Source organism: Streptomyces sp. NPDC057900, from assembly GCF_042887885.1.
Taxonomy (GTDB): Bacteria; Actinomycetota; Actinomycetes; order Streptomycetales; family Streptomycetaceae; genus Streptomyces.
This window is the reverse complement of record NZ_JBHVOI010000002.1, coordinates 50,246-70,869: the sequence shown is the minus strand read 5'-3', so window position 1 is coordinate 70,869 and position 20,624 is coordinate 50,246. Positions and strand designations below refer to the sequence as shown.

Here is a 20,624-nt window from a genome sequence, read left to right as displayed (position 1 = left end):
GCGTACGCCCATGACCTCAACCGGACTTGACGTCCACCGCCGCATCCCGCTTCCGCTGCCGCTCCCGCTCGCGGATCAGCGCCTCGATCCCGTCCAGCACCCGCTCGATGCCGAACCGGAACTCGTAGTCGGGCTCGTCCGGGACCCACATCACGTCGGTGGCCATCAGCCGGGAGAGCGCGGGGTGGCGTTCGGGGTCGACGAGCCGGGTCAGCGTGCGGGCGTAGCTCTCCATGACCTCCTGCGCCGGTACGCCGCGGGCCTCGACGGCGGCGTCCAGATCGCCCATCAGCAGCGCCTCGTTCCGCACGAAACCGCTGACCAGGAGGATGACGGAGACGGCGTCGCCCGGCCCCAGACCGCTGTCTCCGAGGGCCTGGAGACCCAGCTCCCACCAGGCGACGGAGTGCGGGCTCGCGGGCGGCCCGGCGATGGGGATGCGGAGCATCCAGAGGTTGCGGTGGTAGACCCCGCGCTGCGCCCAGGCCCACTGCGAGAGCGCCTCCCGCCAGCCGGCCCGCTCCTCCAGCGCGGGCAGCGGGGGCGGCGGCCCCATGGCCGCCTCCTGCATCAGCACGTAGAGCTCGTCCTTGGCGGCCACGTACCGGTAGAGGGACATCGTCGAGGCGCCCAGGTCCTTGGCGACCCGCCCCATGGACACCGCGCCGAGCCCCTCGGACGCCGCCACCGCCACCGCCGCGTCCACGATGCGCTCCAGGCTCAGTCCGGGCTTGGGCCCCTTCACCGGGCGCGCCCGCAGCCCCCAGGCGGCCTCGATGCTGGCCGGCAGGCCCGTACCGCCCGGCGAACCGTTCTCTTCCGTCACCTGAAACCGCCTTCCCTTGACGGCCATCCTAGTTATGCGTAACCCTTACACAGTAACGCGTACGCCATACGCAGAGAGTGCACGGAGAGGCGCACCCATGCCACCAACCACACGCACACCACCAGCCCCGGCCGCCATGATCGAGGCCCACGGCCTGACGAAGTCGTACGGAGCGTGCGCACCGCCCGTCCTGGACGGCATCGACCTGCGCGTCGAGCGCGCCACCGTCTTCGCGCTGCTCGGCCCGAACGGCGCGGGCAAGACCACCGCCGTACGCGTCCTGGCCACGCTCACCACCGCCGACAGCGGCACGGCCCGCGTCGCCGGGTACGACGTCGTGGCGGAGCGCGGCCGGGTCCGCCGCGCCATCAGCCTCACCGGGCAGAACGCCGCCGTCGACGAGACGCAGACCGGCGAGGAGAACCTGCGCATGATGGCCAGGCTCACCGGCCGCTCCCGGGCGGACGCGCGCCACCGGGCCGCCGAACTCCTCGAACGCTTCGGCCTCACCGCGGCGGCCCGCCGCACCGTCCGCACGTACTCCGGAGGCATGCGGCGCAGGCTCGACCTGGCAGCCGGCCTGGTCGGCAGCCCGCAGCCGGAGGTCTTCTTCCTGGACGAGCCGACGACCGGACTCGACCCGCGCAGCCGCCAGGAGCTCTGGCGGGTGGTCCGCGAACTCGCCGCCGAGGGCGCCACCGTGCTGCTCACCACCCAGTACCTGGAGGAGGCCGACCGGCTGGCCGACCGGATCGCCGTCCTCGACCGGGGCCGGAAGGTCGCGGAGGGCACGGCGGACTCCCTGAAGTCACGCGTCGGCGGACACCGCCTCGACCTGGTCATGGCCGACCGCGCGAGCTACCTCCGACTCACCCACCGCGCCGTGCACCACGCGCCCGCGACCCTCACCCTCGGGCTCCCCACGGACGGCTCGGCGGCCCAGGTGCGGGCGCTGCTCGACGAGATCGACCCGGGCCGCACGGCGGTCGAGCGGTTCACCGTGCACACCACCACGCTCGACGACGTCTTCCTGGCCCTGACCACGACGGACGCGAACACGGACCCGAGGACAGACCCGAAGACGGACCCGAATACGGGCCCGAAGGAGGTGCCGCCCGCCCATGTCTGAGACCCTCACCACCACCTCGCCGCACGCGCCCCTGACCTCGCTCGGCCGGGCCGGCACGATGGCAGCCCGTTCGCTGCGCATCAGCCGGCGCAACACCGACGCCCTGGTCACCTCGCTGATGCTGCCGGTCATGCTGATGCTGATCTTCGTCTACTTCTTCGGCGGCGCGATCGACACCGGAATCCCGCACACTGCGTACGTCACCTACGTCGTCCCCGGCGTTCTGCTGCTGTGCGCCGGGTTCGGCGCCGCCACCACCGCGGTGGCCGTCAGCGAGGACATGAAGGGCGGCATCATCGACCGCTTCCGCACCCTCGACATCGGCGGTGCGGCGATCCTGGCCGGCCACGTCGCCGCGAGCACGGCCCGCAACCTGGTCTCCACCGCCCTGGTTCTGGGCATCGCCCTCCTGATCGGCTTCCGCCCCACCGCCACCGCCACCGGCTGGCTCCTCGCCCTCGCCGTCCTGATCGCGTACCTCGTCGCGCTGTCCTGGCTGTCGGCCGCGATCGGCCTGCTCGCCAGAACCCCGGAGGCGGCGGGCGGATTCACCTTCCTGATGCTGTTCCTGCCCTACCCGAGCAGCGCCTTCGTCCCGGTCGACTCGATGCCGACCTGGCTCCACGGCTTCGCCGAACACCAGCCCGTCACCCCGGCCATCGAAGCCCTTCGCGGTCTCCTGCTGGACCAGCCGGTGGGCGATTCCCCCTGGATCGCGCTGACCTGGGCCGCCGGGATCCTGCTGACGGCCGTGGTCCTGTCGGGCGTGCTGTTCAGGGTGCGGACGCGGTGACCCACGAAACCAGGAGGGGCACTAGAACACATCCGGGCACCAGGCCCGCCGCCCCGCCCGGAACACCCCGTCCGCCAGCGCCGCCGCGCCCGGGGTCAGTTCCTCGATCCGGTCCAGGGCCGCCAGCCGCAGGGCCGACTCGTCGCCCAGGTAGAGCGTCCCCAGCTCCCGCACGTCCAGCACGAGATCCGCGGTGCGCGTGGTGGGGGTGCACGTGGCGCCGGACGGCGAGGCGTCCAGGTGGAAGCGGCCGGCGGTGAGGCCGGTGGCGTCGTGGACGTCCAGGACCAGGGAGCCGGGGACCGCGTAGGTGCGGGCCTCCAGCGCGCGTACGACGTCCAGGAGGCGCACCCACAGGAAGTCCGCGTGCGTCACCACACGGGCCGCGCGGGGGTCCGGGAGGAGCAGGGGGAGGAGGTCGTCGGGGGCGCGGTTGCCGGTGCGGATCGTGGTGACCCAGTCGACCGAGCAGAGGAAGTGCCACAGCGCCCGCTCCGCCGCCGGGGTCGTCGCGATCATGCTGCGCACCGTCGCCCGGTTGAGCGGCTGCTTGGCATCGCCCCAGTGGTCGTCGGCGCGGTAGATGAGCAGACCGTCCACGGTGCCTTCGGCGTCGCGGTGGACGGCGTAGAACGGCTCGGTCCAGGTGTCGTTCGGGTAGAGCGCCTCGCCGGTGACGAGGTCCCACCAGCGTTCGCCGCGGCTCACCGCCCCGTGCTGCCGGGCCCGCACCCGGTCGTGCAGGACCGGGCCCAGCTTGCGCACCTCCGGCGCGTCCACCAGGTCGATCCGGCCGCCGTCCGCCGCCGCCGTCCCGGACAGCCGGGGGTCGAGGCCCGCCCGGGGTATGTCGATCTCCCACTCGGTGGTCCAGGCCGCGGGGCCGAAGCCGTACCGCCCGTAGATCGGGTACTCGGCGGCGATCAGGGTCGCGGCCACCTCGCCGCGCTCCCTGGCCGCCGCCAGGTCGTTCGCCATCAGCCGGGTGAGCAGCCCGCGGCGGCGGTGGGTGGGCGTCACGGTGACGTTGGTGACCGCGTCGGTGGGCACCGTCGCGCCCCCGACGACCGTCAGCTCCTGCGCGAACGAACGGAACGTCGCCACGCACCGCCCGGCGTCGAACACCCCCTGGACGCGGTCCAGATCCATATGGGGCAGCCTCCCGGCCACCTCCTCGTCCGAGGGGGTCGGCGGGCGCAGGAATCCGGTGTTCAAGGCGCGTAGCCAGTCGGCGAACTCGGACTCGGTGACGGTGCGGGCCTCAAGGCTGTTCATGCGCTCCACGCTAGACACGGCCGTTCGGGATGTCGCCCGCTTTTCCGGCGCGCGGGACGGGGTGGAGTGGGGTGGGACGGGAACGGGCTCAGAACGCCGCCCGGATCTCGCCCACCTCCGCCGCGCCGCCCAGCAGCGGGGCCCGGCCGATCCGGGACACCACCGGGGCGTCCACCCCGAGCAGGCCGAGCGCGCGGGCCAGCACCGGACCCAGCGCCCGGGTCGAGCCGTCGTCGATCTTGAAGGCCAGCGCCCTGCCGTCCGCGAGCGCCACCGCCTGGACCGCCTCCGCGCCCATCTTGGACAGCGTGCCGGGCAGCTCGCGCATCAGCCAGGTGTCGGGGCGGCGGGTGCCCGCCACGTACTCCGGGTGCGCCCGCATCGCGTCCGCCACCCGGCGCTCCGCCGTGCCCGGCGCCGCCGTGACGAACGTACGGAACGCCCGCGCGAGGCCCACCAGCGAGATGGCCATCAGCGGCGCCCCGCAGCCGTCCGTACCGACAGAGGCGACCGGTTCGCCCGCCGCCTCCTCGATCACCTGGAGCACGAGCTGCTGGAGCGGGTGCGCCGGGTCGAGATAGGTGGCCGGGTCCCAGCCGTTGCGCAGGCACACCGCGAGCATCGCCGCGTGCTTGCCCGAGCAGTTCATGGTGATCCGCTCCCGGACGTGGCCCGCGGCGAGGTACGCCTCCGCCTCGACCGGATCCAGCGGCAGGTCCGGCGGGGTCTGGAGGTCGTCGGGCGTCAGCCCGTGCTCGGTGAGCATCGTGCGTACGAGATCGAGGTGGAAGCCCTCGCCCGAGTGGCTCGCGGCGGCCAGCGCCAGCCGCTCCCCCGACAGGTCGAGCCCGGCCCGCAGCACGGCCGCGGCCTGCATCGGCTTGTTCGAGGAGCGCGGGAAAACCGGCGCCGCCGGATCGCCGAGGGTCAGTTCGACGCTGCCGTCGGCGGCCAGGACGACCAGTGATCCGCGATGGTGGCCCTCGACGAAACCGGACCGCACGATCTCGGCCAGCACCGGTGGTGCGGGTACCGGGTCGGATATGGCGTCGGAACCGGCGGACGGGGCTGCGCTGGAGGTCATGTTGGCCTTCCGGGGACGGGCGGGACCCGCCCCCGGAGGGGTTGCCTCAGGCGAGCAGGTCGTCTACTTGTGCTTCCCCGTCACGGTACCTGCGGGCGATCTCCGCGCTGCAGTCGTCCGCGGTGCGCTGGAGCCGGTGGCGGCGCCGGGACACCTGCTGCTCGTAGCGGACCAGACGGCCCATCGCGGTGTGCAGCTCTTCGTCCGTACGGGCGTCGAGGTCGGACAGCTCGACCTCCGCGAGCGTCTCGGCCGCCAGCTGCCGGTACTCGTCGCTGCGCGGGGTGCTCAGCGTGACGTGCCGGGCCGAGGAGCGGTGCAGCGACGGGGCGTCCGCGAGGATCTCCGAGAGCCTGTCCACCACCGGCGACTCGGGGTCCCGCCGCCGGGCCAGCTCGGCCCGCAGGATGTCCACGCGTCCCTGGACCAGCCGCCGCACATAGCTCAGGTCGGCCTCGTCGCTCTGCGAGTCGCGGCGCAGTGTGCGCAACTCGGGCAGGCGCAGGGTGCCCAGTTCGGGCGGGGGCGCGGCCGGGCCGTCGTCGGAGCCCTGCCCGGTCCGCTGCACAGGTGGGCGCATGGTGCTCGTGCTCGTACCCGCACTGCTGTTGACGCCGGCACGCGTGACCGGCACGGTACCCGGGGATTGCCCGGTTCCATGGGTGCTCATGCTTGTCCATCCCCTCGACCGGTGCGTCGGCGCACCGCCTCCGTGCATCGTGCCACTCCAAGGGTGCCGGTGGAGGTGCTCTGTACCCGTTCAGCCCAAGATAGGTTGGTCTGTATGCGTGCAGTGGTACAGAGGGTCGACGGTGCGACCGTCACAGTGGCCGACGCCGACGGCGAGGGCAGCGGCCCCGCGGTGGTCGGGGAAATCATCGGCGAGGGCCTGTGTGTGCTGGTCGGAGTCACTCACACGGACACCCCGGAGAAGGCGGCGCAGCTCGCCCGGAAGCTCTGGTCGGTCCGCATCCTGGAGGGCGAGAAGTCCTGCTCCGATGTGAATGCGCCGCTTCTGGTGATTTCGCAGTTCACTCTCTACGGGGACGCCCGCAAGGGCCGCCGGCCCACCTGGAACGCCGCCGCGCCCGGCGCCACCGCCGAGCCGCTGGTCGACGAGGTGGTAGCGCAGCTGCGGGCGCTGGGGGCGCGGGTGGAGACGGGCCGGTTCGGGGCGGACATGCGGGTCTCGCTCACCAACCACGGCCCGTTCACCCTCGTCGTCGAGGTCTGACCGGGCAACGTGGCTACGGTTCGACGACCGTCTCCTGGGCGGCGGCCGTGTTCTCCCCCGCCAGCAGCTCCGCGTCCACCGGCACGTTCCGCTTCACCAGGGCCAGGGCGATCGGCCCGAGCTCGTGGTGGCGGGCGGAGCTGGTGATGAAGCCGAGCTGACGGCCCTCTGAGCCGTCGGAGGCGAGCCGGACCGGGGTGCCGTGCCCGGGGAGGAGCACCTCGCTGCCGTCCAGGTGCAGGAAGACCAGTCGGCGGGGCGGCTTGCCCAGGTTCTGCACCCGGGCCACGGTCTCCTGGCCCCGGTAGCAGCCCTTCTGGAGGTGGACGGCGCTGCCGATCAGGCCCAGCTCGTGCGGGATGGTGCGGTGGTCGGTCTCGAAACCGAGGCGCGGGCGGTGGCCCTCGACGCGCAGCGCCTCGTAGGCCAGCACCCCGGCGGCCGGGCCGTGCTCGGCCGCGTACGCCTCCAGAGCGGCGCGCGGCAGGAACAGGTCGCGGCCGTACGGCGTCTCGCGCACGACACCGCCCTCCGGCGCCGGGGCGATCGAACCGGCCGGCAGGTACACGACCGCGAAGTCGTCCGTACGGTCGGCGACTTCGACCCGGTAGAAGAACTTCATCGACTCCAGATAGGCGATCAGCTCGCCCTGGGTGCCCGGCTCGACGTGCATCCACACGGTCTCGCCGTCGTCGACGAGATACATGGCGTGCTCGATGTGCCCGTTCGCCGTGAGGATCAGGGAGTCGGTGGCCTGGCCGGGCGCGAGGTCGGTGACGTGCTGGGTGATCAGCAGGTGCAGCCAGGCCAGCCGGTCGAGGCCGGTGACGGTGACCACCCCGCGGTGCGAGAGGTCGACGAGACCGGAGCCGTCGGCGAGGGCGCGCTGCTCGCGGAACAGGTCACCGTAGTGCGCGGCGACACCTTCGTCGCGGCCCTCGGCGGGGACGGCACCGGGCAGGGACAGCAGGGGGCTCTTCATGCGACCAGCGTACGACTCGGCCCCTCAGACCGGGTCTCCTGGCCGCTCGGCCGCCTTCGACGCGGAGTCCGCGGAGCCCGCACAGTCCGCGCAGCGGCCGAAGATCGCGAAGTGCTTCATGTCCGTCTCGAACCCGAACGCGCCGCGCAGCTTCTCGGTGAACTCCGCGACGACGCCGACATCGGCCTCGATGACGTCCCCACAGTCCCGGCAGACGAGGTGGATGTGGTGATGGCGGTCGGCCAGGTGGTACGTCGGTGCGCCGTGGCCCAGATGGGCGTGGCTGACCAGGCCCAGCTCCTCCAGGAGCTCCAGGGTCCGGTAGACGGTCGAGATGTTCACACCGGAGGCCGTCCGGCGGACCTCGGAGAGGATCTCGTCGGGCGTCGCGTGCTCCAGCGCGTCCACGGCTTCCAGGACAAGCTGCCGCTGCGGCGTCAGCCGGTAGCCACGCTGCCGAAGATCGGTCTTCCAGTCGGTGCTCACCACAGGCCCCAGTGTAGGTCCGCACGGGTGCCGCCCCCAGCGGATCGGAGCACGTATCGGTGGGGGCGGTAAGGAGGGCCGGCTACTTGAAGAACGCGATCCCGTCGTCCGGCAGGTCACCGAGGCTCTTCGCCATCGCGGCGACGTCTTCGGGGGTGACGACCTTCTTGAGGTGCGCCGACATGTACGGCCGCAGCTCCACCTCGGGCGTGGACTTCTCACCGACCCACATCAGGTCGCTCTTCACATAGCCGTAGAGCCGCTTGCCACCGTTGTACGGGCCGGAGGCCGCGGTGCGGGCCACCGCGTCGGTGACCAGGTCGATCTGCGGCTTCTGGTGGGCCAGCTCGCCGTACCAGATCTCGATGACGCCCTGGTCGCGGACCATCACGACCTCGACCTTGCGGTCCTTGTCGATGCGCCAGTAGCCGGACTCCGACTCCAGCGGCCGGACCTTCTCGCCCTCGGCGTCGAGCACCCAGGTGTGCGAGACGTACTCCAGGAAGTCCCGGCCGTCGTGGCTGAAGGTCACTTCCTGGCCGAAGTTGCACTTCTCGGCACCGGGGAAGTCGGACACGCCCGCACCCGCCCAGTTGCCCAGGAGGAAGGCCAGCGGGACGAGGTCCGGGTGGAGGTCGGACGGAATCTCGATCATGAGCGGCTCAGACGATCTGTGAGGCGGGCGGAACAACGGGGAGGGCGCGCGTGGAGCTGAGGGGTCAGCGCTGACCCTGGTACAGCTTCTTCACGGTCAGACCGGCGAAGGCGAGGGTGCCGACACAGACCAGGACCAGCAGGGTGGTGAAGAATGCCTCAAGCACGGGAGCTCCTTGAACGAGCGGTATGGCAGCAGTACGGGCCGGGTCCCAGCCTAATGGGTGGAGGCCCGGCCCGTCGGTTCGGGGTTTCCCGCGGAGCGGCTCAGCCCAGCAGCTGGTTCTGCTTCTTGTCCGCCGTTGCTCCGGCCGGGGCTGGCTGAATCAAAATGGGATCCCCCCCCACAAGACCTGAAGCGCTGAAGCGCGGATTCCGTCATCCGCGCAACCAACTGACCCGCTGCTCACCGCCGAGGTTGTACGCCCGAGGATTACAGTTCCGCATATGCCGAAGAAGCTCGTGATCAAGGTGACCGCAGGTGCCGACTCCGCCGAGCGCTGCTCGCAGGCGTTCACAGTGGCGGCGGTCGCCGTCGCCAGCGGCGTGGAGGTCTCGCTCTGGCTGACCGGGGAATCCGCCTGGTTCGCCCTGCCGGGACGGGCCGCCGAGTTCGAACTGCCGCACGCGGCGCCGCTGCCGGATCTGATCGAGTCGATCCAGGCGGGCGGTCTCATCACGCTCTGCACCCAGTGCGCGGCCCGCCGCGACATCACCGAACAGGACGTCCTGGACGGGGTACGGATCGCCGGGGCGCAGGTCTTCGTCAGCGAGATCATGGCCGACGGCGTGCAGGCCCTCGTCTACTGACGGAACCCGTTACTGGCGGCGCTTCCTGCCGTCGAGCTCTTCCCACCACTCGTCCGACTCCGGATCCCCGGTGGGGCCGACGGGGCCGGTGCGGCCGGCGGGGTTCCCTTTGCCCGTCCGATCCATCCGGTTCATCCGGCCCGGCGGGTCCGGCCGGTCATTCCGGTCCGTCCGGTCCGTCCGCTGCCGGGGATCCGGGGGCGGGTCGTCCCACCAGCGGTCCTCCGGGCCCTTCCGGTTGGCCACGATCGCCGCGACGGGCGGGATGACCATGGCGATCACACACATGCTGATGGCGGCGGGAATCGACCAGAGTCTCACGAAGGCCCAGGACGAGACGAAGAGGACGAGACATCCGCCCATCATCAGGAAATATGCGCGACGGCGTCGGGCGTACATAAGTCCAGCGTAGGCCTGATTCGTCCGCCCAGCCGGTCCTGGGGAACGGGCACCTTCACCCGGACGGCGCGAAGGGCCGTACCCCGGTTCAGCAAGGCGTCCAGCCCTCCGGGGTACGGCCCTTCGGCCGGTCTTCGTGTCCGGTGCTAGACCGCGATGGCCACCTCGGAGAGGCCGCCCGTCTGCGCCACGACCGTGCGGTCGGCGCTGCCGCCCGGGACGAGCGCGCGCAGCGTCCAGGTGCCCTCCGCCGCGTAGAAGCGGAACTGTCCGGTCGCGGAGGTCGGGACCTCCGCGGTGAACTCGCCGGTCGAGTCCAGCAGGCGGACGTAGCCGGTGACGGGCTCGCCGTCGCGGGTCACGCTGCCCTGGATGGTGGTCTCACCGGGCTTGATCGTCGAAGCGTCGGGGCCGCCGGCCTTTGCTCCACACATGGTGTTCTGTCCTTCTCGTCGGGGGTCGTGCCGGTCCGGGTGGTGCGGAGTTACTTGTTGGCGCCGAGCTCGATCGGCACGCCCACCAGGGAGCCGTACTCGGTCCACGAACCGTCGTAGTTCTTGACGTTCTCCTGGCCGAGGAGCTGGTGCAGCACGAACCAGGTGAGCGCGGAGCGCTCACCGATGCGGCAGTACGCGATGGTGTCCTTCGACAGGTCGACCTGCTCGGCCTCGTAGAGGGCCTTGAGCTCGTCGTCCGACTTGAAGGTGCCGTCGTCGTTGGCGTTCTTCGACCACGGGATGTTGCGGGCGCTCGGCACGTGGCCGGGGCGCTGCGACTGCTCCTGCGGGAGGTGGGCCGGGGCGAGCAGCTTGCCGCTGAACTCGTCGGGCGAACGCACGTCGACCAGGTTCTGGCTGCCGATCGCCTTCACGACGTCGTCGCGGTAGGCGCGGATCGACTCGTCCTGCGGCTTGGCCTTGTACTGGGTGGCCGGGCGGGACGGGATCTGGTCGCCGTCCACCAGGTCGCGGGAGTCGAGCTCCCACTTCTTGCGGCCGCCGTCGAGCAGCCGCACGTCCTGGTGGCCGTAGAGCTTGAAGTACCAGAACGCGTAGGACGCGAACCAGTTGTTGTTGCCGCCGTACAGGACGACCGTGGTGTCGTTGCCGATGCCCTTGCCGGACAGCAGCTCCTCGAAGCCCGCCTGGTCGATGAAGTCACGGCGGACCGGGTCCTGGAGGTCCTTGGTCCAGTCGATCCGGATCGCGTTCTTGATGTGGTTCTTCTCGTACGCGGCGGTGTCCTCGTCGACCTCGACGATGGCAACCTTCGGGTCGTCGATGTGGGCCTCGACCCAGTCGGCGTCTACCAGGACGTCACTGCGGCTCATTGTGTTCTCCTCCGGGGCAGTCTGCGGCGAGATGATGCGAGGTGGTGCGGGACGCGGGTGCTGATGCGGATGTACGGAGCGCGGAATTCGGCACGTGCACAGAGGCATCGGGATGGCCCCGACAGAGGGTCGGAAGGCCGGGAATGCGGGAAATCGACGCTCCCGCTCAGACAGTGCGACAGAGCATGGCGGCGACGCGGCACAGGTCCACTGCCCGCCGCTTCGTGAGATCCGCCCGTCCCCGCTGCGGGAGACCGCTAATAGAGCACTGCATGGGACCGATCGTAGGGACGTACGGGCGGACATGTCACCGTTGTGTCGCCCACTGAGACGCGATCGTCCGCAGGGTGAGACGAGAAGGAGTTCGCGCCCGCTCCGCATCCGCTCCCGGGAGCGCGGCGCCCGTCGGGCATCTGCGGAACGGACGCAGCCGTCTCAGTATGTGGCGCAGGCCCGCTGTCGGCCCGCGGCTCGCCGCCGGAGTCAGCCGGCGAGCGTGACGTCCGTGCCGGTCACCGAGATCTCCAGGCCCTCCGCGGTCGGCTGGATCTTCTCCAGCTTCAGGCCCTTGGGCAGCCCGCCGACCTCGCGCTCGAAGTCGGTCTTCTTGCGCACCAGGCCCTCAAGTCCGGGGATGCCCTCGCCCGGCACCTTGTCGGCGTGCACCCGCACGGTGTGGCCGTCGACCAGGGTGACGCTGGACAGCACGCTGCGCGAGATCTCCTGGCCGAGACCGGGGACCTGGACCGTGCCGGTCACCTTCACCTTGCCGTTGCCGCCGTACGCGACCGCGACGTCCGCGCTGGCCGCCTTGGTGAGGTCCGCGTACGAGACCACGGCCGTGCCGCCCGCCCGTGCGGCGACCGCCCCGGAGAAACCGTCGGTCAGCCGGACCTGGTGCAGGTCGGCGTTCATCTCGCTGATCCGGAGGGTGCGGCCGTTCGCGCTGGTCTCCAGGCCGGTGATCTTCACGTCGACCTCGTCGAGCTCGGAGCCGGCGAGCTGCGTCAGGAACGGAAAGCCCTTGATCGATACGTCCGTCGAGCCGATCTCCGCGCCGGGCACCCGCACCCGCTCCGCGACCTGCGATTCGGCGAAATACACCGCCGCGCGGTCGATGGCGATGAACACGCCGGCCAGAATCACGACTATGACCAGCAGTATTCGCAGTGCACGCATGCCTTGTCCTCCCCCGCCGGCGTCCGTTCGGACCGCTCGGCGACCGTGAGCCTACTGCGGCCGCACGTCACGCTCCGGGTGATCGACGAGCGGAAGCCCCCCATCGGTTCCCCGTGGAGGGCTTCGGCATCTCTGTGACGCGTGAGGCGCGACGGTCACGAGTGACGGGTCGCGGGCGACCGGCTACCCGATCGCGCGGCCGATCAGATACACGGCGGGCGCGGCCGCGGTGAGCGGCAGCGCCACTCCCGCGGTCATGTGCACGAACCGCGACGGGTAGTCGTAGCTGGCCACCCGCAGCCCGATCAGCGCGCAGCCACCGGCGGCCAGGCCGAGCAGCGCACTTTTCGCCCCCAGGTCCGTAACGGCCCCGGCCAGCCCGCCCGCGGCCGCCGCGACGAGCAGCGCCGCCACCACGGAGACCGGCCCGGGCAGCGGAAGCGCCCGTACGAGCACCGTGAGGGCGACCGCGATCCCGCCGACCGTCACCGCGTCCGGGACCGCCGCGAGGTGCCCGGCGGCCAGGACCGCGAGCGAGGCGGAGGCGACGGTGGCCATCAGCCCCTCCATCCGCTCGTCGGCGCCCGCCCGGCTGCGCAGCTGGAGCACGACGGTGAGCAGCACCCAGACGCCGAGCGTGCCGAGGATCGCGGCCGGACCGTTCTCCCGGCCCGCGGCCAGCAGCGCCACATCGGCGACGAGCCCGCCGGCGAACGCGAGCGCGATGCCCTGCCGGGCCGGCCACATGCCGTTCAGCCGGAACCATCCGGCCGCGGTCACCGCCTGGAGCAGCACCAACGGGACCACCAGGGCGTACGAGCCGATGGCCGCACCGAGCGCGAGCAGCAGCCCGAGCCCCGCGGTGATCGCGGCCGGCTGCATCCCCGGCGCGATGATCGGGGAGCGGCCCTCGGCGCGGGCCCGCTGGGCGTCCGTGATGCGGCTGTTGCCCAGCGTGGTGGGCGCGCTGTACCCGTCGTCGTCCTGCGCGGCGCCCACGGAGGCGGCCACCGGCTCGGGAGCCACGGGCGCCGCCGGAACCTCGGGCGGCAGCGGGTAGGCACCGGAAGCGCCCTGCACGGGCTGGGCGGGCTGGGCGGGCTGCACGGGCTGCGCCGGCTGTTGCGTCGGTCGGAGGGTGGGCTGGTACTGGGTGTCCCAGGTCTGGCCCTCCCAGGTCTGCGCGACCGCCGGCTCCCCGGCCTGCGGATCCCGATAGGGCTGCTGGGCCTGGTACGCCTGCTGGGGCTGCTGGGGCTGGTGCGCCTGCTGGGGCTGCTGGGGCTGGTGCGCCTGCTGGGGCTGGTACGTACCCTGCGGTGCGTAAGGCGCGTACGGGGCGGTTTCGCCCGCGTAGGGGGCCTGCTGCCCGTAGGACGGTTCACCGTAGGGCTGCTGCCCGTAAGCGGGGTCCGGGTAGCCCTGGCCCCCGTACGACTGGTCCACGTACGGCTGCGGCTCCTGCCCGTAAGGCTGCTGCGGCTGGTTTCCGGGCGGATTCCCGTACGGCTGGTCCCCGTACGGCTGGTCCGGGTACGGATGCTGCTGATCGCTGCTGGTCATGTTCTGCGGTTCACCCTCCTGCGAACGGCGGGAGCACCTCGACCGTGCCGCCCTCGGCAAGGCGTACGGTCTCATGGCTCCGGGTCCCGACGGGGTCACCGTCGATGAGGAACGAGCACCTCCGGAGCACCCGGGTCAGCTCACCGGGGTGCCGGCCGCGTACGGCGTCGAGCGCCTCCTTGAGCGTCGCGGCGGTGTAAGGCTCCTCCGCCGTTCCGGCAGCGGCCTTGGCGGCTGCCCAGTAACGGATCGTTCCCGCGGGCATGGCGGCGGCTCCTCTCGTCTCGGGTCGGCTCGGGTCCGGCTGTCCATCATCGTGCACCGGGGTCACCGGTCCGCGGCCCAGTCGGCGATGCGGCCGAGCAGGGCCGCGTCCGCCGCGTTCTCCGCGTGCCCCATCCCGCGCTCCAGCCACAGCTCAGCGGCCCCGTCCGCCGCGTCCGCCAGCATCCGGGGGTGGTCGAGCGGGAAGTACGGGTCCCGGTCGCCGTGCACGATCAGCAACGGGGTCGGGGCGATCAGCGGGACCGCCGCGACCGGGGAGAGCGGGACCGGGTCCCAGTCGTCGCGGGCGATCCGGGTCCGGAAGCCGTACCGCCCGACCAGCCGGCCGGTCGGACGCGTCACCACCCAGTGCAGCCGACGCATCGGGGCCGTACCCCGGTAGTACCAGCGCGCCGGGGAGCTCACGGAAACCACCGCATCGGCGTACGCCCCCGAACACGCTTCCGTGCGCCCCCCGCGCACCGGAACGGATCGGACGCCCTCGCGCTCCGCCTCAGGAGCCGTATACAGCGCCCCGTGCCGGAGCACCACGGAACCGCCCATGGAGAACCCGACCGTAACGACGCGCCGGTGTCCGAGCGACCGCGCCCAGCCCACCGCGGCGGCCAGATCCAGCACCTCGCGGTCGCCCACCGTGGAGCGTCCACCGGAGCCGCCGTGCCCCCGGAACGAGAACGTGATCACGGCCGCACGCTGGGAGAACACCTCCACGGCGCGCCGCACCGCGAGGCGGTCGGCCGAACCGGTGAAACCGTGCGCGACGACGATCGCCGTACCGGTCTCCCCGCCACCCGCGAGTGCGCCGTCATCCGCCGTACACGGGTCGTACACCGCCTCGATCAGGACGCCGTCATCGGCGCGCAACGTGGTCCGCGACGGCCGGCGCGTGATCAAGGGAACAGAGGAACTCCGAAATCGCCCCTCGGACACAGAACTCATGTGGGCTATTCTGCTGGGAAGAGGATCCGGGCAATGCAGCCCCCGGGTCCTTTTGTGCTTTCCGCGCGTTGTTACGGAGACGTTTCAACAAGCTCAGCGGCCCTGGGCGCGGGGCCGTACCGGTAAAACCCGTATGACGAAACGTCGTACGGAACAACACGAATAAGCGTACGAAGCAGTGCCGCATACTCCCCCGGGCCCGGCCCGGGAGTGCCCCTCTCGCAGGGAACGAGGAGGACCGACGTAATGGGCGAGCCAACCGTGCACGATCATCGACCGACGACCCAGGCAGGTGGGCGGCGATGAGTTCACTGCTGCTCCTGACGAATGCCCTCCAACCGTCGACGGAGGTGCTTCCCGCCCTCGGCCTCCTGCTCCACAGCGTGCGGGTGGCGCCCGCCGAAGGCCCCGCTCTCGTCGACACCCCGGGTGCCGACGTCATCCTCATCGACGGACGGCGCGACCTGCCCCAGGTCCGCTCCCTCTGTCAGCTGCTGCGGTCCACCGGACCCGGCTGCCCGCTGATCCTCGTCGTCACGGAGGGCGGCCTCGCGGCCGTCACCGCGGACTGGGGAATCGATGACGTACTGCTGGACACGGCGGGCCCCGCCGAGGTCGAGGCCCGGCTGCGGCTGGCCACCGGCCGGCAGCAGATCACCTCCGACGACTCCCCGATGGAGATCCGCAACGGCGATCTGTCGATCGACGAGGCGACGTACAGCGCCAAGCTCAAGGGCCGGGTCCTGGACCTGACCTTCAAGGAATTCGAACTGATCAAGTACCTGGCGCAGCACCCGGGACGGGTCTTCACCCGCGCCCAGCTGCTCCAGGAGGTCTGGGGCTACGACTACTTCGGCGGCACCCGGACGGTCGACGTACACGTCCGTCGGCTGCGCGCCAAGCTCGGCCCCGAGCACGAGTCGCTGATCGGCACCGTCCGCAACGTGGGCTACCGGTTCGTCGCACCCGAGAAGGTGGAGCGGGCGGCCGAGGAGGCCAAGTCGGCGGCCGCGAAGGCGGCCTCCGAGAGCCTCACCCGTTCGGAGCAGCCGGAGGCCGCAGAGGTGAGGGAAGAAGGCCCGGTCCAGCCTGCCAAGAGGTAGTTATATCCGCGTAGACTGCCGCGCGTGGCCAAGGTGACGCGGGACGATGTGGCGAGACTGGCGGGGACGTCGACCGCGGTCGTCAGCTACGTCATCAACAACGGACCCAGGCCGGTCGCCCCGGCCACGCGCGAGCGGGTACTCGCCGCCATCAAGGAGCTGGGCTACCGGCCCGACCGGGTCGCCCAGGCGATGGCCTCGCGGCGGACCGATCTCATAGGGATGATCGTGCCGGACGCGCGGCAGCCGTTCTTCGCGGAGATGGCGCACGCGGTCGAACAGGCCGCCGCCGAGCGCGGAAAAATGGTGCTCGTCGGCAACTCCGACTACCGCGACGAGCGCGAGGTCCACTATCTGCGGGCCTTCCTCGGCATGCGGGTCTCCGGGCTGATCCTGGTCAGCCAGGGTCCCAGCGAGCGGGCGGCGGCGGAGATAGAGGCGTGGGACGCCCGGGTCGTGCTGCTGCACGAGCGGCCCGAGGCCATCGACGACGTCGCGGTCGTCACGGACGACGTCGGCGGCGCCCAGCTCGCCACCCGTCATCTGCTGGAGCACGGCAACGCGTACGTGGCCTGCCTCGGCGGTGTCGAGTCGACCCCGGCGGTCGGTGACCCGGTGGCCGACCATGTCGAGGGCTGGCGCCGGGCGATGCACGAGTCGGGCCGTACGACGGAGGGCCGGCTCTTCCAGGCCCCGTACAACCGTTACGACGCCTATCGCGTGGCGCTGGAGCTCCTCGCGGGCCCGGACCGGCCCCCGGCGATCTTCTGCGCCACGGACGACCAGGCCATCGGCGTACTGCGGGCCGCCCGCGAGCTGCGGATCGACGTGCCGGGCGAGCTGGCGGTGGCGGGCTTCGACGACGTGAAGGAGGCCGGGCTCACCGATCCGCCGCTCACCACGGTCTTCTCCGACCGCCCGGCGATGGCACGGGCGGCGGTGGACCTGGTGCTCGACGACTCGCTCCGGGTGTCGGGCTCGCGGCGGGAGCGGCTGAAGCAGTTCCCCTCCGCGCTGGTGGTCCGGCGGTCCTGCGGCTGCGGTGAGCCCCCGGCGGCCCGGACGGCGCCCGCGTAGCCGAGCGCCGTCCGGCGTCCTCGTCCGGGTGCGGCCCTTATATCGGGCATACGAGGTTCTGCCGGGCTTCTCAGGGCGTACTCACGCTCCTCTCATCTTCGCTGGACACTCTTCTAGACATGACAGAGAGCCAGCGCCCGAGCGGCGAGTACCCGATGTACCCCTCGTACGGCAACGGCGACGCGGCCTACCCGCCGCCGCCGTCATACCAGCCCCCGCAGCCGGCGGGTTCCGGCGGCGGCGGCCCCGTGTGGCCCGCGCCCGGACAGCAGGAGCCGGCGCCCGAGCCGTCCGCGCCCCGGCGCCGGGCCCGCCGTCCGGTCGCGCTCCTCGCGGCGGTCGCCATCGCGGCGGCGATCGTCGGCGGCGGCACCGCCACGGTGATCGGGCAGCTCACCGACCACGGCACCGGCAGCACCGGCAGCGGCGTCATCCCGGGCACCACGGTCTCGCAGAGCAGCAAGGGCACCGTCTCGGGCGTGGCCGCCGCCCTGTCACCGACCATCGTCGAGATCAGCGCGACCTCGAACGCGGGCCAGTCCACCGGCTCCGGTGTGGTCATCACGTCCGACGGCGAGATCGTCACCAACAACCACGTCGTCGCGGGGTCCTCCTCGGTCAAGGTGACGCTCAGCACCGGCAAGACGTACACCGCCGACGTCGTCGGGACCGACCCGGACAAGGACCTCGCGCTGATCAAGCTCCAGGGCGCGAGCGGGCTGAAGACGGCGACGCTCGGTGACTCCTCCAAGGTGGCCGTCGGCGACCAGGTCGTCGCGATCGGCTCGCCCGAGGGCCTCACCGGCACCGTCACCAGCGGCATCGTCTCCGCGCTCGACCGGGACGTCACGGTCGCCAAGGAGGGCGACAGCAGCCAGGGGCAGGGACAGGGACAGGGGCAGGGCGGCCAGGGCGGCGGGCAGCAGTGGCCGTTCGAGTTCGGCGGTCAGCAGTTCAACGGCGACACCGGCGACTCCACCACCACGTACAAGGCGCTCCAGACCGACGCCTCGCTCAACCCGGGCAACTCCGGGGGCGCGCTGATCAACATGAACGGTGAGATCATCGGCATCAACTCCGCGATGTACTCCGCGAGTTCGGCCCAGGGCTCGGGCAGTTCCGGCGCGGGCAGCGTCGGCCTCGGCTTCGCCATCCCGGTGAACACCCTCAAGGCAGACCTGAACACCCTGCGGGCCGGCGACAGCTCCTGACCCGCGCCGCCGCGGCCGGGCCGTGCGAGGCTGGGAAACTGGAGGGCAGCGCCCCGCCCCGTACGGATCGAGAAGAGGACGAAGCAGCGATGAGCCCCGCCGAAGACGATCCGCAGCGCATCCTGATCGTCGACGACGAGCCCGCCGTGCGTGAGGCCCTGCAGCGCAGCCTCGCGTTCGAGGGATACGGCACCGAGGTCGCCGTCGACGGTCTCGACGCCCTCACCAAGGCCGAGTCGTACGCCCCCGACCTCATCGTCCTCGACATCCAGATGCCCCGGATGGACGGGCTGACCGCAGCCCGCCGCATCCGGGCCACCGGGACCACCACGCCCATCCTCATGCTCACCGCCCGCGACACCGTCGGGGACCGGGTCACCGGACTCGACGCGGGCGCCGACGACTACCTGGTCAAGCCCTTCGAGCTGGACGAGCTGTTCGCCCGCATCCGGGCCCTGCTGCGCCGCAGCTCGTACGCGGCCGCCTCCGGCGCCGACCTCCCCGACAACAACGCGCTGGCCTTCGCGGACCTCCGGATGGACCTCGCCACCCGCGAGGTCACCCGGGGCACCCGCCGCGTCGAGCTGACCCGTACCGAGTTCACCCTGCTGGAGATGTTCCTCGCGCACCCGCGCCAGGTGCTGACCCGCGAACAGATCCTCAAGGCGGTCTGGGGCTTCGACTTCGAGCCGAGCTCCAACTCCCTGGACGTGTACGTGATGTACCTGCGCCGCAAGACCGAGGCGGGCGGCGAACCGCGGCTGGTCCACACGGTGCGCGGTGTCGGATACGCACTGCGGGCGGGCGGGGGCGAGGGGTGACGGGGCCCCTGCGCCGCTTCCGCGCCCTGCCGCTCCGCTCCCGGCTCGCGCTGCTGGTCGCGGTGGCGGTCGCGGTGGCGGTGGCGGCCGTGGCGGCGGCTTGCTGGTTCGTGACGCGGGCACAGCTGGAGCAGCAGGCGGATGCGACGCTGCGCGCCGCCAAGGTCGACAAGGACTACCTGGGCGATTTGTACAGGTACTGCACCAGCGCCACCAAGCTGCCGCCCCCGCCCTACACGGGCTTCACCGTCCAGCTCATCGACGCCCAGGGCACGGTCTGCATCGCCCCCGACTCGTCGAAGCTCCCGGTGACCCGGGCCGACCTCGCGGTGGTCAACGGCGAGCGCAGCGGAGCGCTTCACACAGAGGCCGATGCCGACGGGGTGAAGATGCGCGTCTTCACCTACGCGGTGACGGTGACGGTGTCGCGCGGGCCCGGCCTGCCGCCCGCCGACCTCACCCTCGGCGTCTCCGTGGCCCGCCCGCTGAGCGAGATCGACGCACCCCTCTCCACCCTCGCCTGGGTCCTCCTCGCCGTCTCCGGCATCGGCGTCATCGGCGCGGGCGCCGCCGGACTCTGGGTCGCCCGGTCCGGACTGCGCCCGGTCGACGAGCTCACCGAGGCCGTCGAGCACGTGGCCCGCACCGAGGACCTCACCGTCCGCATCCCGGTCGAGGGCGAGGACGAGATCGCCCGGCTCTCCCGGTCCTTCAACTCGATGACGGCTTCCCTCGCCACCTCCAGGGACCGCCAGGCCCAGCTGATCGCGGACGCGGGCCACGAGCTGCGCACCCCGCTGACCTCCCTGCGCACCAACGTGGAGCTGCTCGCCCGCAGCGACGAGACCGGCCGGGCGATCCCGCCGGACGACCGCAAGGCGCTGATGTCCTCGGTCAAGGCCCAGATGACCGAGCTCGCCTCGCTCATCGGCGACCTCCAGGAACTGGCCCGCCCGGACGCCGCCCAGCCCGGCCCGCTCCAGGTGGTGGCCCTGCACGACATCACCCGCACCGCCCTGGACCGCGCCCGGCTGCGCGGCCCCGAGCTGACCGTCACGGCGGAGCTGGCCCCCTGGTACGTACGGGCAGAACCGGCGGCCCTGGAGCGGGCGGTCGTCAACGTCCTGGACAACGCGGTGAAGTTCAGCCCGCCACGCGGCACGATCGATGTGGTCCTGCACCGGGGCGAACTGACGGTCCGCGACCGGGGCCCCGGCATCCCCGCCGACGAACTCCCGCACGTCTTCGAGCGCTTCTGGCGCTCCCCGTCCGCCCGCCAGCTCCCCGGCTCGGGCCTCGGCCTGTCGATCGTCGCGCGCACGGTCCAGCAGGCGGGCGGCGAGATCGCCCTGCGCCCGGCGGACGACGGCGACGGCACGGTGGCCACGATCCGGCTGCCGGGAGCCCCGCAGCCGCCACCGGAGACACCCCGGAGCTGAGCGGG

The 20,624-nt window shown here is 71.8% G+C and carries 24 protein-coding genes; 9 read left to right on the top strand and 15 right to left on the bottom strand.

Annotation, left to right across the window (positions count from 1 at the left end):
* Nucleotides 1-16: 16 nt before the first annotated feature.
* Nucleotides 17-826, bottom strand: a complete 810-nt coding sequence (locus ACFVQ0_RS07390; RefSeq protein ID WP_390085546.1) for a TetR/AcrR family transcriptional regulator — start codon at nucleotides 824-826, stop codon at nucleotides 17-19.
* 97 nt (nucleotides 827-923) lie between these two features.
* On the opposite strand from ACFVQ0_RS07390, the gene ACFVQ0_RS07385 reads away from it, so the two are divergent.
* Complete coding sequence (locus tag ACFVQ0_RS07385; protein WP_390085544.1) at nucleotides 924-1,955, top strand: ATP-binding cassette domain-containing protein; 1,032 nt, start codon at nucleotides 924-926, stop codon at nucleotides 1,953-1,955.
* The gene (locus ACFVQ0_RS07380; RefSeq protein ID WP_390085542.1) at nucleotides 1,948-2,748 is read left to right on the top strand and encodes an ABC transporter permease; all 801 of its coding nucleotides are present in this window, start codon (nucleotides 1,948-1,950) and stop codon (nucleotides 2,746-2,748) included. Before ACFVQ0_RS07385 ends, ACFVQ0_RS07380 begins: the two co-directional genes overlap by 8 nt.
* 21 nt (nucleotides 2,749-2,769) lie before the next feature.
* Here the strand turns inward: ACFVQ0_RS07380 and ACFVQ0_RS07375 are convergent, their stop codons facing one another.
* From ACFVQ0_RS07375 to ACFVQ0_RS07365, 3 genes are all read right to left on the bottom strand, one after another.
* The gene (locus tag ACFVQ0_RS07375; protein ID WP_390085540.1) at nucleotides 2,770-4,023 is read right to left on the bottom strand and encodes a GNAT family N-acetyltransferase; all 1,254 of its coding nucleotides are present in this window, start codon (nucleotides 4,021-4,023) and stop codon (nucleotides 2,770-2,772) included.
* Nucleotides 4,024-4,111: 88 nt separating this feature from the next.
* Nucleotides 4,112-5,107, bottom strand: coding sequence for an asparaginase (locus ACFVQ0_RS07370; RefSeq protein ID WP_390085538.1), 996 nt, complete (start codon nucleotides 5,105-5,107; stop codon nucleotides 4,112-4,114).
* Nucleotides 5,108-5,153: 46 nt separating this feature from the next.
* Nucleotides 5,154-5,777, bottom strand: a complete 624-nt coding sequence (locus ACFVQ0_RS07365) for an ABC transporter substrate-binding protein (RefSeq protein WP_390085536.1) — start codon at nucleotides 5,775-5,777, stop codon at nucleotides 5,154-5,156.
* Nucleotides 5,778-5,891: 114 nt separating this feature from the next.
* Between ACFVQ0_RS07365 and dtd the strand changes: the two genes are divergently transcribed.
* Nucleotides 5,892-6,341, top strand: coding sequence for a D-aminoacyl-tRNA deacylase (dtd, locus tag ACFVQ0_RS07360; protein ID WP_390085534.1), 450 nt, complete (start codon nucleotides 5,892-5,894; stop codon nucleotides 6,339-6,341).
* A gap of 13 nt (nucleotides 6,342-6,354) precedes the next feature.
* Here the strand turns inward: dtd and ACFVQ0_RS07355 are convergent, their stop codons facing one another.
* The 3 genes from ACFVQ0_RS07355 to ACFVQ0_RS07345 form a co-directional block, all read right to left on the bottom strand.
* A complete protein-coding gene (locus ACFVQ0_RS07355; protein ID WP_390085532.1) occupies nucleotides 6,355-7,323 on the bottom strand; it encodes a YgfZ/GcvT domain-containing protein in 969 nt (322 codons plus the stop codon).
* Nucleotides 7,324-7,347: 24 nt separating this feature from the next.
* The gene (locus ACFVQ0_RS07350) at nucleotides 7,348-7,812 is read right to left on the bottom strand and encodes a Fur family transcriptional regulator (protein WP_390085530.1); all 465 of its coding nucleotides are present in this window, start codon (nucleotides 7,810-7,812) and stop codon (nucleotides 7,348-7,350) included.
* Nucleotides 7,813-7,891: 79 nt separating this feature from the next.
* On the bottom strand, nucleotides 7,892-8,464 hold the full coding sequence (locus ACFVQ0_RS07345) for an FABP family protein (protein ID WP_311304141.1): 573 nt from the start codon (nucleotides 8,462-8,464) through the stop codon (nucleotides 7,892-7,894).
* Between the two features lie 446 nt (nucleotides 8,465-8,910).
* On the opposite strand from ACFVQ0_RS07345, the gene ACFVQ0_RS07340 reads away from it, so the two are divergent.
* Nucleotides 8,911-9,273: a DsrE family protein gene (locus tag ACFVQ0_RS07340; RefSeq protein WP_073733068.1), complete on the top strand. Its 363-nt coding sequence runs from the start codon at nucleotides 8,911-8,913 to the stop codon at nucleotides 9,271-9,273.
* Nucleotides 9,274-9,282: 9 nt separating this feature from the next.
* On the opposite strand, the gene ACFVQ0_RS07335 is transcribed toward ACFVQ0_RS07340, so the two are convergent.
* The 8 genes from ACFVQ0_RS07335 to ACFVQ0_RS07300 form a co-directional block, all read right to left on the bottom strand.
* Complete coding sequence (locus ACFVQ0_RS07335) at nucleotides 9,283-9,672, bottom strand: DUF3099 domain-containing protein (RefSeq protein WP_390085528.1); 390 nt, start codon at nucleotides 9,670-9,672, stop codon at nucleotides 9,283-9,285.
* Nucleotides 9,673-9,818: 146 nt separating this feature from the next.
* Nucleotides 9,819-10,106, bottom strand: coding sequence for a DUF1416 domain-containing protein (locus ACFVQ0_RS07330; protein WP_018490348.1), 288 nt, complete (start codon nucleotides 10,104-10,106; stop codon nucleotides 9,819-9,821).
* A 50-nt stretch (nucleotides 10,107-10,156) separates the two neighbouring features.
* A complete protein-coding gene (locus ACFVQ0_RS07325) occupies nucleotides 10,157-11,002 on the bottom strand; it encodes a sulfurtransferase (RefSeq protein ID WP_390085526.1) in 846 nt (281 codons plus the stop codon).
* A gap of 166 nt (nucleotides 11,003-11,168) precedes the next feature.
* Nucleotides 11,169-11,276, bottom strand: a complete 108-nt coding sequence (locus ACFVQ0_RS07320) for a putative leader peptide (RefSeq protein WP_353962123.1) — start codon at nucleotides 11,274-11,276, stop codon at nucleotides 11,169-11,171.
* A gap of 209 nt (nucleotides 11,277-11,485) precedes the next feature.
* Entirely contained in the window at nucleotides 11,486-12,181 is a 696-nt protein-coding gene (locus tag ACFVQ0_RS07315; protein WP_390085524.1) for a DUF2993 domain-containing protein, read from the bottom strand.
* Between the two features lie 183 nt (nucleotides 12,182-12,364).
* Entirely contained in the window at nucleotides 12,365-13,744 is a 1,380-nt protein-coding gene (locus tag ACFVQ0_RS07310) for a hypothetical protein (protein ID WP_390085522.1), read from the bottom strand.
* A 10-nt stretch (nucleotides 13,745-13,754) separates the two neighbouring features.
* Nucleotides 13,755-14,009 (bottom strand): MoaD/ThiS family protein, encoded by a 255-nt coding sequence (locus ACFVQ0_RS07305; RefSeq protein ID WP_390085520.1) that lies wholly within the window; start codon nucleotides 14,007-14,009, stop codon nucleotides 13,755-13,757.
* Between the two features lie 62 nt (nucleotides 14,010-14,071).
* On the bottom strand, nucleotides 14,072-14,968 hold the full coding sequence (locus ACFVQ0_RS07300) for an alpha/beta hydrolase family protein (RefSeq protein WP_390085518.1): 897 nt from the start codon (nucleotides 14,966-14,968) through the stop codon (nucleotides 14,072-14,074).
* Nucleotides 14,969-15,270: 302 nt separating this feature from the next.
* Between ACFVQ0_RS07300 and ACFVQ0_RS07295 the strand changes: the two genes are divergently transcribed.
* The 5 genes from ACFVQ0_RS07295 (at nucleotide 15,271) to ACFVQ0_RS07275 (ending at nucleotide 20,619) form a co-directional block, all read left to right on the top strand.
* Nucleotides 15,271-16,071, top strand: coding sequence for a response regulator transcription factor (locus ACFVQ0_RS07295; protein ID WP_390085516.1), 801 nt, complete (start codon nucleotides 15,271-15,273; stop codon nucleotides 16,069-16,071).
* A 24-nt stretch (nucleotides 16,072-16,095) separates the two neighbouring features.
* The gene (locus ACFVQ0_RS07290) at nucleotides 16,096-17,148 is read left to right on the top strand and encodes a LacI family DNA-binding transcriptional regulator (RefSeq protein WP_390085514.1); all 1,053 of its coding nucleotides are present in this window, start codon (nucleotides 16,096-16,098) and stop codon (nucleotides 17,146-17,148) included.
* A gap of 119 nt (nucleotides 17,149-17,267) precedes the next feature.
* Complete coding sequence (locus tag ACFVQ0_RS07285; RefSeq protein WP_390085512.1) at nucleotides 17,268-18,359, top strand: S1C family serine protease; 1,092 nt, start codon at nucleotides 17,268-17,270, stop codon at nucleotides 18,357-18,359.
* Between the two features lie 89 nt (nucleotides 18,360-18,448).
* Nucleotides 18,449-19,180: a response regulator transcription factor gene (locus ACFVQ0_RS07280; RefSeq protein WP_390085510.1), complete on the top strand. Its 732-nt coding sequence runs from the start codon at nucleotides 18,449-18,451 to the stop codon at nucleotides 19,178-19,180.
* Nucleotides 19,177-20,619: a sensor histidine kinase gene (locus ACFVQ0_RS07275; RefSeq protein WP_390085508.1), complete on the top strand. Its 1,443-nt coding sequence runs from the start codon at nucleotides 19,177-19,179 to the stop codon at nucleotides 20,617-20,619. Before ACFVQ0_RS07280 ends, ACFVQ0_RS07275 begins: the two co-directional genes overlap by 4 nt.
* The last annotated feature ends 5 nt before the right edge of the window (nucleotides 20,620-20,624 follow it).